Source organism: Duganella sp. P38, from assembly GCF_050859475.1.
GTDB lineage: Bacteria > Pseudomonadota > Gammaproteobacteria > Burkholderiales > Burkholderiaceae_D > Rugamonas.
Genome location: NZ_CP193936.1, coordinates 2,427,550 through 2,441,052 on the forward strand (window position 1 = coordinate 2,427,550; position 13,503 = coordinate 2,441,052).

General features: G+C 66.6%; 9 protein-coding genes and 1 pseudogene. 8 read left to right on the top strand and 2 right to left on the bottom strand.

Annotated elements, in window-relative coordinates; all coding sequences use genetic code 11:
• Positions 1-69 precede the first annotated feature (69 nt).
• The gene (locus tag ACRQ5J_RS11245) at positions 70-3,189 is read left to right on the top strand and encodes an EAL domain-containing protein (RefSeq protein ID WP_432383338.1); all 3,120 of its coding nucleotides are present in this window, start codon (positions 70-72) and stop codon (positions 3,187-3,189) included.
• Between the two features lie 17 nt (positions 3,190-3,206).
• A pseudogene (locus ACRQ5J_RS11250) lies at positions 3,207-5,478 on the top strand (molybdopterin cofactor-binding domain-containing protein).
• Between the two features lie 9 nt (positions 5,479-5,487).
• On the opposite strand, the gene ACRQ5J_RS11255 reads toward ACRQ5J_RS11250, so the two are convergent.
• Complete coding sequence (locus tag ACRQ5J_RS11255; RefSeq protein WP_432383340.1) at positions 5,488-5,901, bottom strand: thioredoxin family protein; 414 nt, start codon at positions 5,899-5,901, stop codon at positions 5,488-5,490.
• Between the two features lie 94 nt (positions 5,902-5,995).
• On the opposite strand from ACRQ5J_RS11255, the gene tsaB reads away from it, so the two are divergent.
• The 4 genes from tsaB to ACRQ5J_RS11275 all read left to right on the top strand — a co-directional run bounded on the left by tsaB (position 5,996) and on the right by ACRQ5J_RS11275 (position 9,592).
• Positions 5,996-6,688, top strand: coding sequence for a tRNA (adenosine(37)-N6)-threonylcarbamoyltransferase complex dimerization subunit type 1 TsaB (tsaB, locus tag ACRQ5J_RS11260; protein ID WP_432383342.1), 693 nt, complete (start codon positions 5,996-5,998; stop codon positions 6,686-6,688).
• Entirely contained in the window at positions 6,685-7,158 is a 474-nt protein-coding gene (gene rimI, locus ACRQ5J_RS11265; protein WP_432383343.1) for a ribosomal protein S18-alanine N-acetyltransferase, read from the top strand. The genes tsaB and rimI overlap by 4 nt, the downstream gene beginning before the upstream one ends.
• A gap of 865 nt (positions 7,159-8,023) precedes the next feature.
• The gene (locus ACRQ5J_RS11270) at positions 8,024-8,554 is read left to right on the top strand and encodes a uracil-DNA glycosylase (protein WP_432383344.1); all 531 of its coding nucleotides are present in this window, start codon (positions 8,024-8,026) and stop codon (positions 8,552-8,554) included.
• 78 nt (positions 8,555-8,632) lie between these two features.
• On the top strand, positions 8,633-9,592 hold the full coding sequence (locus ACRQ5J_RS11275; protein ID WP_432383345.1) for a DUF1853 family protein: 960 nt from the start codon (positions 8,633-8,635) through the stop codon (positions 9,590-9,592).
• A gap of 3 nt (positions 9,593-9,595) precedes the next feature.
• On the opposite strand, the gene lplT is transcribed toward ACRQ5J_RS11275, so the two are convergent.
• Positions 9,596-10,858, bottom strand: coding sequence for a lysophospholipid transporter LplT (lplT, locus tag ACRQ5J_RS11280; RefSeq protein ID WP_432383347.1), 1,263 nt, complete (start codon positions 10,856-10,858; stop codon positions 9,596-9,598).
• Positions 10,859-11,002: 144 nt separating this feature from the next.
• Here lplT and alr point away from each other — a divergent pair, with 144 nt between their 5' ends.
• Positions 11,003-12,094: an alanine racemase gene (gene alr / locus ACRQ5J_RS11285; RefSeq protein ID WP_432383633.1), complete on the top strand. Its 1,092-nt coding sequence runs from the start codon at positions 11,003-11,005 to the stop codon at positions 12,092-12,094.
• Between the two features lie 4 nt (positions 12,095-12,098).
• Positions 12,099-13,475 carry a DNA repair protein RadA gene (gene radA / locus ACRQ5J_RS11290; RefSeq protein WP_432383348.1) on the top strand — a complete coding sequence of 459 codons (1,377 nt, stop codon included), beginning with the start codon at positions 12,099-12,101 and terminating at the stop codon, positions 13,473-13,475.
• Positions 13,476-13,503: the final 28 nt, after the last annotated feature.

Below are 13,503 nucleotides of genomic sequence, written 5' to 3' on the forward strand. Positions count from 1 at the left end.
GGGCATAATTCCTACCAAGTAACAACCTCAGACCGATGATGCAATTTAAACACGACGCTGTGCCGGTGCATGACTAGCACGATTTACCCGAAACTGCGTACCCGCCTCGGTGCGCTGTACGGTCAATCCATCTATGGGGCCTTGTTGCTGGTAGTCTTTGGCGGCCTGGTGATACCGGCCATCATCGGCAGCTATCTGCTGATCGGCGTGCACGAGCAGCAGTCGGCGCGCGTGGCGCTGAACGAATCGCTGCAACGCAACGCCGACATCCTGGCGCTCGGCATGCAGGAATCGCTGTGGAATATGAACGCCGAATCGGCCCACTCGCTGGTCGAATCGGTGATGCGCGACCGCGCGGTGCTGCAGGTGCAGGTGGTCGGCCAGGCCGACACCCAGTTCATGCACGTGCGCTCGCCGCGCGTGGCCAGCGGCAACGTCTACCGCGCCGAGCGCGAGATCCTGGTGCGCGGCGAGCGCATCGGCCGCATCATGGTTGAAATGGACGACGCCCGCAGCCAGCAGGAGCTGCGCGAGAAACAGTGGTCGTACGTGTTCGTGCTGGCGGCGCAGTTGATGGTGTCGCTGGTGCTGATCGTGCTGTTCCTGAATGCGCGCCTGATCAAGCCGCTGCGCAAGCTGATGGGCTTCTCCGACCGCCTGTCGCACGGCGACTTCGAAACCCGGCTGGAAGTGCGCGGCGGCGACGAGCTGGGACGCCTGGCGCAGCAACTGGAACAGATGCGGGTGGCGATCAAGCGCCTGTTCGAGGACATCGGCCAGCGCGAGGAGCGCTTCCGCACCATCGTCACGCAGGTGCCGGGCGCGGTGTTCCGCTTCCGGCCCGACGGCCCGATCGACTTCGTCTCCGACGCCATCGAGGACATCTCCGGCTATCCGGCGGCGCAGTTCATGCGCAGCACCACCCATGCGTGGACCAACCTGATCGCGCCGGAAGACCGCAAGAAGCAGCGGCGCGTGGTGTCGCAATCGATCCGCGACGGCCAGCCCTACGAGGTGGAGTACCGCATCCAGGACGCCACCGGCGCCGAGCGCTGGGTGCAGGAAAACGGCCAGCCGCAGCAGCCGGACGGCGACAGCAGCGCGCCGTGGGTGGACGGCATCATCTCCGACATCAGCCAGCGCAAGCACAATGAGATGCGCATCGAGGCGCTGCTGGCCGAGCAAAGCGCGATTCTCGACAACGTGATGTTCGGCGTGATGTTCGTGCGCCGGCGCGCCATCGTTTCGGTCAACCGCCGCTGCGAGGAGCTGTTCGGCTACGGGCCGGGCGAAATGGCCGGCGCCTCGACCGCCATCATGTTCCTCGACGCCTTCGACTTCGAGGCCTCCGGCGCGCGCCAGTATCCGTCGCTGTCGCACGGCGACTACTTCAACGAGGAGCGCCAGTACCGCCGCAAGGATGGCAGCGTGTTCTGGTGCCTGGTCAGCGGTTATGCGCTGGACCACAGCCGCGCCAACGAGGGCAGCATCTGGGTGTTCGCCGACATCACCGCGCGCAAGGAAGCGGAAGAAAAACTGCGGCTGTCGGCCACCGTCATCGAGCACATCGCCGACGGCGTGGTGGTGCTGGACGCCGCAGGCACCATTGTCGCCGTCAATCCGGCCTTCACGCAGATCACCGGCTACAGCGAGGCCGAGGCGCTGGGCAAGGACCGCACGCTGACGCGCTCCGGCCGGCACGAACAGGCGTTCTACGAAAACATGTGGCAGGAGCAGCTGGACCAGGGTTTCTGGCGCGGCGAGCTGTGGAGCCAGCGCAAGAGCGGCGAGCTGTATCTGGAATTCCTGACGGTGAGCGCGGTGCGCGACACGCGCGGCCAGGCCACCCACTATGTGGGCGTGTTCAGCGACATCACCAAGGCCAAGGAGTCGCAGGAAAAGCTGGACCACCTGGCGCACCACGACCCGCTGACCGCGCTGCCGAACCGCCTGCTGTTCAATGACCGCCTGCAGCACGCCTTGCAGCGCTCCTCGCGCGACGGCCAGCAGCTGGCGCTGCTGTTCATCGACCTCGATCGCTTCAAGAACGTCAACGACACGCTGGGCCACCACATCGGCGACGAGCTGCTGAAGCAGGTGGCCGGCGCGCTGCAGGAACGCCTGCGCGAAGGCGACACGCTGGCGCGCCTGGGCGGCGACGAATTCATCGTGCTGCTGGAGAATATCGACAACCAGTACGGCGCCAGCCTGGTCGCCGAAAAGCTGGTGCAGATGTTCGAGCAGCCGTTCATGGTGGCCGGGCACGAGCTGTTTGTCACCTGCAGCGTCGGCATCTCGCTGTTCCCGGACGACGCCACCGACCTGAATATGCTGATCCGCAACGCCGACGTGGCCATGTACCAGGCCAAGGCGCGCGGGCGCAATGGCTTCAGCTTCTACGCGCCGTTCATGATGGGCGAGGGCGTCGAGCGCCTGCGGCTGGAAACCTATCTGCGCCGCTCGATCGAAAAGGACGAGATTTTCCTCAACTACCAGCCGCAGGTGGAAATCGACACCGGCCGCCTGGTCGGCGTCGAGGCGCTGGTACGCTGGAACCACCCGGAACTGGGGCTGATTCCGCCGATCCGCTTCATCCCGCTGGCCGAGGACACGGGCTTCATCAACCAGCTGGGCAAGTGGGTGCTGCACGAGGCCTGCCGCCAGATGGTGCGCTGGCAGCAGGCCGGCCTGCACGTGCCGAAAATCGCGGTCAACCTCTCGGCCAGGCAGTTCGAGCGCGGCTCCATCGTCAACATGGTGGCCGACATCCTGCGCGACACGGGGCTGGAGCCGCAACGCCTGCAACTGGAAGTGACGGAATCGGTGATCATGAACACCGGCGACGCCATGGTCTTCATCAACGACCTGCATTCGATCGGCGTGGCGCTGGCGATCGACGATTTCGGCACCGGCTACTCGTCGCTGGCCTACCTGAAGCAGCTGCCGGTGCAGACGCTGAAGATCGACCGCTCCTTCATCAAGGACATCTCGACCGACGCCAACGACGAGGCGATCGCCATCGCGATCATCCAGCTGGGCAAGAGCATGAACCTGTCGGTGATCGCCGAAGGCGTCGAAACCGAGGAGCAGGCGGCCTTCCTGCTGCGCCACGGCTGCAATCTGGCGCAGGGCTACTTCTACAGCCGTCCGCTGATGGCGGATGATATGCTCACACGCTGGCAAAAATAACAACGCGGGAGACAGGTATGCAGGGAGCGAAGGGCGCGGCGCGGCGCCGGTTCATCTTGGGCGGACTGGCCGCGAGCGGAGCGCTGGTGGTGGGCTGGGGCGTGATGCCGCCGCGCCAGCGGCTCAATGGATCGCTGCCATTGCCGCTCAGCGGCGACAGCGTGCAGCTCAACGGCTGGGTGGGCGTGGCGCCGGACGGCACGGTGACGGTCGCCGTGCCGCGCAGCGAAATGGGGCAGGGCGTGTACACCGCCTTGCCGATGCTGGTGGCCGAGGAGATGGACGCGCCGCTGGCCGCCGCAGGTGGTGCAGGCGCCGCTCGATAAAATCTTCGGCAACATTGCCATGCTCAAGGACGGGCTGCCGTTCCATCCGGACGACACCGGGCGCCTGAAATCGGCGGTCAGCTGGATCGTCGGCAAAGTCGCGCGCGAGCTTGGGCTGGTCATCACCGGCGGCTCGTCGAGCGTGAAGGACGCCTGGCAGCCGATGCGCGAAGCCGGCGCCGCCGCGCGCGCCATGCTGGTGGCCGCGGCGGCGGCCGAATGGTCGGCGCAGGCGGCCGACTGCCGCACCGAGGCCGGATTCGTGCTCCACGCGGATGGCCGCCGGCTCGGCTACGGCGCGCTGGCCGCGCGCGCGGCGGACGCCAGGCCGGGCGAGGTGCGGCTCAAGACCGCGCAGGAATTCAAGCTGATAGGCCAGCCGCAGCCGCGCCGCGACACGCCGTCCAAGGTGAACGGCACGGCCATCTTCGGCATCGACGTGCGGCCGCCGGGCATGTTGTACGCGGCGGTGCGCATGGCGCCGGTGATCGGTGGCGCGGTGGCCAGCGTCGATAGCGCGGCCGCGCTGAAGATGCCGGGCGTGCTCAAGGTGGTGGATGACGCCGCCGCGCTGCCGGCAAAAGCGGCGCCGGCGCCGGCGTGGCGGTGATCGCCAAAAGCTACTGGCAGGCCAGGCAGGCCGCGCTGGCGCTGGACATCCAATGGCACGACGGCCCGCTGGCCGGGCTGTCGAGTGACGCCATCTACGCCGGCTTCGCGGCGAAACTGGATCGGGAGGACGGCCACGCCTACTACCAGGCCGGCGACATGGACGCGGTGGAGGGCCGCGCGCCCGGCGTCGCCCGCACGGTGACGGCGGAATACCGCGCGCCGTTCCTCGCGCATGCGGCGATGGAGCCGGTCAACTGCACGGCGCAGGTCAAGGACGGCAAGGTGCGGGTGTGGGCGCCGACGCAGTCGCCGGGCTTCGCGGCCGACATCGCGGCCAGGGTCGGCGGCGTATCGGCCAAGGACGTCGAATTGCAGGTCACGCTGCTGGGCGGCGGCTTCGGGCGGCGGCTCGACGTCGACATGGTGGCGCAGGCGGTCGCCATCGCCAGTGCAGGCGGACGGCCATCCGGTGCAAATGATCTGGTCGCGCGAAGACGACACCACGCACGACGTGTATCGCCCGGCGGCGCTGGCGCGCTTCAGCGCCACGCTGGACGCGGCGGGCAATGTGCTCGGCTACGACAACAAATCGGCCAGCGGCTCGATTTCGCACCAATTCTTCAAGCGCAACCTGGGTCTGCCGGCCGCCGGCCCGGACAAGACCACGGCCGAGGGCGAATTCGACATGCAATACCACTTCGCTAACCAGCGCATCCGCCATGTAATTGTGGACAGCGCGGTGCCGCTCGGCTACTGGCGCTCGGTGGGTCACTCGCACAACGCCTTTTTCAAGGAAAGCTTCATCGACGAGCTGGCGCATGCGGCGGGGCAGGACAGCGTCGCGTTCCGCCGCGCGCTGCTGCGCCAGCACCCGCGCCACGTCGCGGTGCTGGACGCGGCGGTGAAAAAGGCCGGCGCCGCGCCGGCCGGCCGCGCGCATGGCGTGGCGCTGCACCAATCGTTTGGCACCATCGTGGCGCAGGTGGCGGAGGTATCGGTGGAGGGCGCGGAAATCCGCGTGCACCGGGTGGTATGCGCGGTCGATTGCGGGCTGGCGGTCAATCCCAACATCATCGCGCAGCAGGTGGAGTCGGGCGTCATCTTCGGCTTGTCGGCGGCGCTGTTCGGCGCGGTGACGATCGGCGACGGCAAAATCGAGCAGAGCAACTTCCACGACTACCCGGTGGTGCGCCTGAACCAGGCGCCGGAAGTCGAAACCATCATCCTCGCCAGCGCCGCCCATCCCGAAGGCATGGGCGAACCGGCGACGCCGCCGATCGCCCCGGCGGTCGCCAACGCCGTCTTCAAGCTCACCGGCCAACGCCTGCGCAGCCTGCCGCTGAAACTCTGAATCGCCGGATTACAGCAGGGTGCGCAGATTGCAGCTGCGCTGCCAGGCGGCGCGCTCGGGGTTGCTGGCGTTGAGCTGGCGCAGCTCGTCGTCGCTGTGCGCGGCGGTCGATTGCACCAGCCGGTGGGCAACGCCGGCGTCCGGCAGCATGGTGCCGAAGAAGGCCACCAGGTCGTGGTGCTGGATCAATAGTGTCGGGAAGTTTTCCACGTCGAGGTCGCCAACGACGTCGGCCTGGTCTTCGATGTCGATCCAGATAAAATATTTGTCCGGGTGGCGCGCCGCCAGCGCGTCGAAGGTGGCGCGGTAGGTGGCGCAGGTGCCGCACCAGGCGGCGCACAGGCAGGCTACGATCCAGCGGTCGCCCGCCAGCGCGGCGGCCACCGCTGCGCGGTTTTCGGAATTCAGGGTCAGACTGGCCATGGTGTCAGGTTAAATAGCGCACTCGGCGCTCAAGCGCGTATTCTACCCCTCCGCGCGGGGTCGCGCCTGCTGGCGCGCCGGGTTAAAATACGGGATGCCTATTATTCTTGCCATTGAAACCTCGTCCGAAACCGCTTCCTGCGCATTGCTGCGGGGCGATGCCGTGATCAGCCGCGTCTCCAGCGGTGTCCGTACCCATTCCCAGGCTGTATTGCCGATGGTGCAAGAGCTGCTGGCCGAAGCCGGCGTGGCGCTGGCCGATTGCGACGCCGTCGCCTTCGGTTCGGGGCCCGGTTCGTTTACCGGCGTGCGCACCGCGTGCGGCGTGGCGCAGGGCCTGGCGTTCGGCGGCAAGCTGCCGGCGGTGCCGGTGGTGACGCTCGATGCGATGGCGCTGGCTTGCCATCAACAGCATGGCGCCGCCGAGGTGCTGGTGGTGCTCGATGCGCGCATGGGCGAGGTGTATTGGGCACAGTACCGTTTCGAGGATGGCGTGCCGGTGGCGGTGTTGCCGCCCGTGCTGTCGGCGCCGGCCGATGTGCGGCCGCAGGGCGCGCCGGTGGCGTGCGGCAATGGCTTGACGGCGTATGCCGAGGCTTTCCCGGCCGGCGGCTTTGCGGAGGTGATGCCGCATGCGGAGCAGGTCGCGCAACTGGCGGCGGTGGCTTTTGCGGCCGGCCGCACGGTGACCGCGGCCGAGGCCCAGCCTTTGTATTTGCGTAACAAGGTCGCTTATACGCAGGCCGAGCGGCGCGATATGGCCGCCGCCAAGGATGGCGGCGCATGACGGCGCAGCTGTGGGACCTGGCCAGGCTCCATTATGAGCCGATGCAGGCGTCTGACCTGGACGAGGTGTTCGCGCTGGAACAGAGCGTGTATCCGCATCCGTGGAGCATGGCCAATTTTGTCGATTCGCTCAATAGCAATTATGAGGCCTGGGTGCTGCGCGACCGCGACGGTTCCTTGATGGGCTATTTCCTGCTGATGGCGATTGTCGATGAGGCGCATTTGCTGAATGTGGCGGTGGCGGCCGAGCGCCAGGGGCAGGGGCTGGGCCGGTTTCTGTTGAATCAGGCGGTGGCGTGTTCGCGCGGCCTGGGCATGGAGGCGGTGCTGCTGGAAGTGCGGCCTTCGAATACGCGGGCGCTGGAGATTTATGAGCGCTATGGGTTTAAGCAGATCGGTCGGCGCAAGGGCTATTACCCGGCGGCCAACCAGCAACGCGAGGACGCGATTGTTATGCGGTTTAAGGTATGAGTCAGTCGTCGGCACGTAGCACGGTGTTCCTGGGGGAGATGGGGATTGGCGTGCAGTGGAAGTTGCGCGATGCGCCGCCGGCGGATGGTTTCGCCGAGGCGGTGCAGGCGTTGGCCGATGAGCTGCCGGACGAGTTGGCTTCCGCATCGCCGCCGGCGCGCGTGATGCCGGCCGTGGCTGAGGCCTCGCAGCCGCATCAGCCGCAGCAAGCGCATCAAGCGCATCAGCCGCAGCAAGCGCTCCACGTGCCGCAAGCCGTGCAGCCGGCGGTTGACGCCGCGCCTGTGCGCAGCCCGCTGGTCGCTGCTGTTGAAGCGGCCGCCGCGCGCAACGAGGCGCCGGCCGGTGGTGCGTCAGCGCCCGCATCGGCAGACGAGGATATGTCCTGGTTTGACGACGCGCCTGTCGCGCCGCCAGCCGCTATGCCATCGCGTCCCGCAGCCGGCGGACAGTCTTCCGCGCAGCCGCGTCCTTCGGCTGGGCAGTCTGCCGCGCCGGGCCGTCCGTCGCCAACGCAGCCAGGTACGGCGTCGCGCGGCGGCGCGCGCAACGATGCTGTGCCGCCAGACGAGGATACCTCCTGGTTCGACGACGCGCCAATGCCTCCCCCGCCGCCGCGCACCCGGTCACGCCACGGCCCGCCGCACCTGCACAGGCCGCCGCCGCCGGGCAATCAGCCACGCCACGGCCCACCGCGCCCGTGCAGCCGGGAGCCTCCGCGCACCAGGCCACGCCACGGCCCGCCGCACCCGCACAGCCGGCAGCCGCCGGGCTGTCCGACGCGTCGCAGCCGGTCGCACGCCCGCGGACGGTGACTGGCGACGCAGAGTCTGGCGCGCCGGTCAGTGACGAGGCTATCGCCGCGATGGATTGGCCTGCGCTGCAGGCTGCCGTGTCGACTTGTACGCGCTGCACGCTGTGCGAGACGCGCCGCGCCGCCGTCAACGGCCGTGGCGCCGCCGACGCCCGCTGGATCGCCATCGCCGGCATGCCGTCGCAACCGGACGAGGACGCCGCGCAAGCCGTCACCGGCGAAGCCGGCCAGCTGCTGCACAATATGTTGAAAGCCATCGAACTCCAGCCGGAGGCCGATGTGTACGTGACCAATATCGTCAAGTGCCGCCCGCCGGAGCGCAATCCGAGCGCCGAGGAAGTCATCGCCTGCCGTCCGTATCTGGACCGCGAGCTGGCGCTGACCGGCGCCACGATGGCCATCACCTTCGGCCAGTTCGCCGCCAGAGGCCTGATGATGGGACCCGCGTCGCGCGGCCAGGTCATGCGCTACAAGCAGTTGTCGGTGGTGGCGACCTACCATCCCGACGACCTGTTGCGCAAGCCGGAAGACAAAGCCAAGGCCTGGGGCGACCTGTGCCTGGCGAAGGCCAGTCATGCCTGAGCCGCTATCCGGCGCGCCAACTCCGGCGTCGCCGGATGCTACCACCGCAGCGCCGGTCCTGCCCCCGCACCGCCGGTCTTGGCTCCTGCAGCGCCGGCCCCGGCGCCCGCGCCGCCGGCCGACAGCTACCAGGCGCTGTTTGAAAGCCGCTGGCCGCATCTGACCCACCCGCACGTCCGCGCGCTGGCGTGGCTGCTGGACGCGCCGGACTTGCTGGACGCGCAAGCGCCGCAATGGCAAGACCGCATCGCCTCGCTCGGCCCGATGTCGCCGGCCACCGCCGACTGGCTGGCGGCGCTGGAGCGTGATCCGTCACCGCTGCAAGCCGCCCTCGGCGACAAGCACTATTCGCGCCTCGGCCTGTACGCCGAAAAGCTGATGGCCTTCTACTTTGCCGCTCACGGCCAGCTCTATGCCCACGGCCTGCAAGTGCGCGCCGACCGCACCGACACCATTGGTGAATTCGATTTCCTGCTGCACGATGGCGCCAATCTGGCCCACATCGAATTTGCCACCAAGTTCTACCTGCTGGACAAGGCCGACGACTTCAACGGCCTGATCGGCCCCAATCTGGCCGACACGCTGGGCGTCAAGATGCGCAAGATTTTTGACAAGCAGCTGTCGCTGTCGCGGCATCCGGCCGCGCAGGCGCTGGTGCCCCAGCCCATCGTGCGCGCGCAGGCGCTGGTCAAGGGCTGGCTGTTCTACCCGGACGGCGTACAGCCGCTGCCCGGCATCTCGCAGCAGCATTGCCATGGTTTCTGGATCACACACACGCAGGCGCAGAGCCTGCCGGAGCAAGCCTGCGCCATCATGCCGCGCCTGCAATGGCTGGCGCCGCTCAAGCTGGCGGCAGGCGACGCCATCACGCGCGCGCAGTTGCTGTCGGAGTTGCCGGAGCAGGGCGCACCGTTCATGATCGCGGCATTGCGGCAGCAAGGGCAGTGGCTGGTGGAGCAGCGGCGCGGTTTCGTGGTGCCGGACGGCTGGCGCGCGCAAGCCGCGCAGCGCCGCCAGGACGGGGCGCTGCCGGCGTAAGATTTAATGCTTGGCTTCGCCGATCAGCGCGATCGAATCGAATTCGCGCTGGTTTTTCTGGTGGCGGCGCAGGATGTACAGCATGGTGCCCGCCAGGAACAGGCCGAACAGCAGAATGATGACATCCAGGTTCAGGTGCATGCGCAGCATCAGCGAATACACGGCCAGCATCGTCAGGATCGACAGGTTCTCGTTGAAGTTCTGCACGGCGATCGAGTGGCCCGCGCTCATCAGCACGTGGCCGCGGTGTTGCAGCAGCGCGTTCATCGGCACCAGGAAGAAGCCGCCCAGCAGGCCGACCAGGATCAGCAGGGGATAGGCCAGCGCCACCGAGTTCACCAGCGTCATCGACATCACGATCACGCCCATGGCAATGCCAACCGGAATCACCGTCAGCGACTTGCGCAGCGTAATGCTGCGCGCGGAAATGATCGCGCCCACCGCCACGCCGATCGCCACCACGCCAACCAGGCTGGTCGACTGCTCATAGCTCAGTTTGAGGGTACGGCTGGCCCATTCCAGCACGATGAATTGCAGTGTCTGCGCGGCGCCCCAGAACAGCGTGGTCACGCCGAGCGAAATCTGGCCCAGCTTGTCTTTCCAAAGCAGGCTGAAGCAGTTGGCGAAGTCGGAGATCAGCTTGATCGGATTGCGTTCCTGATGGCCGTAGACGCAGCCGGTGTCGGGAATGCGCGTGTTGAACAGCGCCGCCAGCATATAGATGCCGACCACCACGCACAGCGCAGCTTGCGTTGGCGTGGTGATGCCGGTGTCGATCAGCGGGAAGTCGAAGCCGAGCAGGATCGACGATACACGGTCGCCGACCAGCGCGCCGCCCATCACGGTGCCAAAGATAATCGACAGCACAGTCAGCCCCTCGACCCAGCCGTTGGCCGCCACCAGTTTTTCGGCCGGCAGCAATTCGGTCAGGATGCCGTACTTGGCGGGCGAATACACGGCCGCGCCGAAGCCGACGATGGCGTAGGCCAGCAAGGGATGGACGTGGGCGAAAATCAGCAGGCAACCGCCAACCTTGATCAGGTTGGAGATGAACATAACCTTGCCCTTGGGCATCGAATCTGCGAAAGCGCCAACAAATGCCGCCAACAGCACATAAAAGAGGGTAAATGACAGCTTCAGAAGCGGTGTGATCCACCCTGGAGATTGCATGTTTACCAGCAGGTCGATCGCAACAAAAAGCAGCGCATTGTCCGCGAGGGACGAAAAGAACTGCGCCGCCATGATGGTATAGAAACCACGATTCATTCTGGGATAGCCTGGAAAACTTATCTGGCTTGCTTTATACCATGCTTTGATCGTATCCCCAAGAATTGAGCAGTGCGCTTCAGCCCCGCTTCAGGTCCCAGGCGGTAGAATAGCGCCTTCGTTGAACCAGCCGAAATGAGACGTATGCCGAGGCCGATATTAGCAACTATTCACGTTGATTCCATGAAGCAAAACTTGGCCCTCGCCAAGTCGCGTTCTCCGGGCGCCAGAGCCTGGGGCGTGTTGAAGGCCAACGGTTATGGTCACGGCCTGGAGCGCGCGATGCGCGGCTTCGCCGACGCCGACGGCCTGGCCTTGATCGAGGTCGACAACGCCGTCAGGCTGCGCGAGCTGGGCTGGAAGAAGCCGATTTTATTATTGGAAGGTTTCTTCAGTTTGTCGGATCTGCACACCATGGCCGGTTACGACATTCAGGCTGCCGTGCATTGCAACGAGCAGCTGGCGTGGCTGGAACAGGTGGCGGCGCAACTGAGCGCGCGCGGCATCCGCTTCGATCTGCACCTCAAAATGAACACCGGCATGAACCGCCTGGGCTTCAAGCCGGAAGACTTCGGCGCCGCCCACGCGCGCCTGCGCGCCATCGCTTGCGTCGGCAGCATCACCATGATGACCCATTTCGCCAACGCCGATGACGTCGAACATCCGCTGCTGCCAATCGCCGAACAGATCCGCCGCTTCGAGCTGGGCGCGGCCGGCCTGCCGGGACCGCGCAGCCTGTCGAATTCGGCCGGCGTGCTGCTGCACCACGAATTGCAGAACGACTGGATACGGCCCGGCATCATGCTGTACGGCGGCACGCCGGGCGGCGCCAGCGCCGAGGCGTTCGGCCTGCAACCGACGATGACCTTGAGCAGCGAAATCATCGGCGTGCAGGAGATCGCCGCCGGCGAGGCGGTCGGCTACGGCAGCCGCTTCCAGGCCGAGCGGCCGATGCGCATCGGCGTGGTGGCGTGCGGCTACGCCGACGGCTATCCGCGGGTGGCGCCGCTGGGCACGCCGGTGCTGGTCGAGGGCGTGCGCACCCGCCTGGTCGGGCGCGTGTCGATGGACATGCTGACGGTCGACCTGACTGATTTGCCGCAAGCCCGCATCGGCAGCAAGGTGATACTTTGGGGCAAGGATTTGCCGATTGACGAGGTGGCGCAGGCCGCCGGCACCATCGGCTACGAGCTGATGTGCGCGCTGGCGCCGCGCGTGCCGGTGGTGGAGGACTGAGCGCATGGCGAAGGCGAAAACCAATTACACCTGCAACGAGTGCGGCGCCACCGCCACCAAGTGGACCGGCCAGTGCGCCGCCTGCCAGCAGTGGAATACGATGGTCGAGACGGTGATCGAGGCGGGCGGCAATAACCGCTACTCGCAGCCGGCCCACCTGTCGCTGGCGCAAACGGCGCCGGTGCTGTCGCTGGCCGATATCGACGCCATCGACGTGCCGCGCTTCGGCACCGGCATCGAGGAATTCGACCGCGTGCTCGGCGGCGGCCTGGTGGCCGGCGGCGTGGTACTGATCGGCGGCGATCCCGGCATCGGCAAATCGACCCTGCTGTTGCAGGCGCTGGCCAATGTGTCGCACCTGAAAAAGGTGCTGTATGTATCGGGCGAGGAGTCCGGCGCGCAGATCGCCTTGCGCGCCAAGCGGCTGGCCATCGACGCGCGCGACCTGAAGTTGCAGGCCGAAATCCAGCTGGAGAAAATCCTTGCCACGCTGGCCGACCAGAAGCCGGAAGTGGCGGTGATCGATTCGATTCAGACGCTGTATTCCGATGCGCTGAGTTCGGCGCCGGGGTCGGTGGCGCAGGTGCGCGAGTGCGCGGCGCAGCTGACCCGCGCGGCCAAGCAGACCGGCGTGACGATTATCCTGGTCGGTCACGTGACCAAGGAGGGGGCGTTGGCCGGTCCGCGCGTGCTGGAGCACATCGTCGATACCGTGCTGTACTTCGAGGGTGACAGCCATTCCAGTTTCCGCCTGGTGCGGGCGATCAAGAACCGCTTCGGCGCCGTCAACGAGCTGGGCGTGTTTGCGATGACCGAGAAGGGGTTGAAGGGCGTGTCCAATCCGTCGGCCCTGTTCCTGTCGCAGCATGACAATCAGGTGCCGGGTTCGTGCGTGATGGTGACGCAGGAGGGCACCCGGCCGCTGCTGGTGGAAATCCAGGCGCTGGTGGACGCCAGCCACTTGCCCAACGCGCGCCGGCTGTCGGTCGGTCTGGAGCAGAACCGGCTGGCGATGCTGCTGGCGGTGCTGCACCGGCACGCGGGCATCGCGGCGTTCGACCAGGATGTGTTCATCAACGCGGTCGGCGGCGTGAAGATCAGCGAGCCGGCGGTCGATCTGGCGGTGCTGCTGGCGATTAACTCATCGATGCGCAACAAGGCGCTGCCGAGCGGCTTTGTGGTGTTTGGCGAAGTTGGCCTGGCGGGCGAGATCCGGCCGGCGCCGCGCGGCCAGGAGCGTTTGCGCGAGGCCGCCAAGCTGGGCTTTTCGACGGCGATGATTCCGACCGCGAACGCGCCCAAGCAGCCGATCGAGGGCATGACGATTATTGGCGTGGATCGCATCGACGATGCTTTCAACAAGCTGCGCGAGATCCAATAACATTGCGTTGTGACGTGTTGTAATAGAC